Here is a 1,181-nt window from a genome sequence, read left to right on the forward strand (position 1 = left end):
TATGCTGCTTTGTTGTCATTAACACAAATATCTTCACATATTTTTTGATTGCCATTAACCACAGCATTGCCTGAAATATTTACATAGATAGGTGGAGCATAGCCATCGGTACGAGGCTTGCTATAAACCAAAGCCTTATCACAAACCCGTGCATTTCCATAAACCTTTACATGCTCAGAAATAACAGCCCTGTCATAAACTTGCGCATCATCGTAAATTTCAGAAAATCCATAAATGATAGCATTTCCATAAACGCGTGCATTTCCATAAACCTCGCCTGTTACATGCGCATAATCAGAAACTTTTGCATTATCAGAAACACGACCAATAAAAGAGACCTGAGCTTTATCACAAACAACGGCATTGCCACTCACAGTGCCATTAATCATGGCGTTATCACAAATTCTTGCATTATCAAAAATCTTACCATTATGAAAAACCTGAGCATTGTCACAAACAATAGCATTGTCTGATATTTTTGCACTTTTATAAACACGAGCATTATTACGCACTTGTGCATTTTCAGAAACGACAGAATCCATAGCAACCATAGCGTTATCATAAACCCAGCAATTGCCATCATGTGATAAGTTTTTTTCGTTTTCAATAAAGCCGCCGAGGTCACCTTTTTTTACATCAGCAAAATCTCTTAATGCTCGTATACGACGTACACTTTTTCCTTCTGGAATACTGTGGATTTCATCAGTAAATTCATATTTTTTTGTAGAGATAACGGGGGTGTTTTTAACTGTAGATTTCATTTGAAATCCTTTCTTGACATAAATTAACGTTTTTAATTGACAGCCTATAAAGGCGCCGGGTGCTAAAAACACGGTGTCAAGTCCGTTGCTTACACTTTTCCCTCGCGAAGGGTATTGTATGGTGTAAGCACACCCGACATAAACCATTATATGCTCTCAAAAGCATAAAAGAAAGTCAGTATTTTAAAGGCATGGGAATAATCTTATCGTGATTAACCCGCTCGACACTAAGTGGTTTTTAAGCACCTGCCATCCTTCTAAACGAAGCTTCCTTTAAAGTCAATACGAATTTTATATTTTTTTCATTTTTTTTCATTTTGAATATTACCCAATTGAATATCAAGCGCTTTTTCTAGCTCCTTATCGATATCATAAGCTTGTGAATGCGAATAACTTACCTCACCATCCTCTGTAATTTTA

At 36.3% G+C, this 1,181-nt stretch carries 1 protein-coding gene; it reads right to left on the reverse strand.

What is annotated here, in order from left to right:
- A partial coding sequence (locus AC0QT4_RS09170; protein WP_473201358.1) for a hypothetical protein occupies positions 1–761 on the reverse strand: 761 nt, incomplete at its 3' end.
- Positions 762–1,181 lie beyond the last annotated feature (420 nt).

The sequence above is a fragment of the Bartonella sp. EBT8 genome (assembly GCF_055796165.1).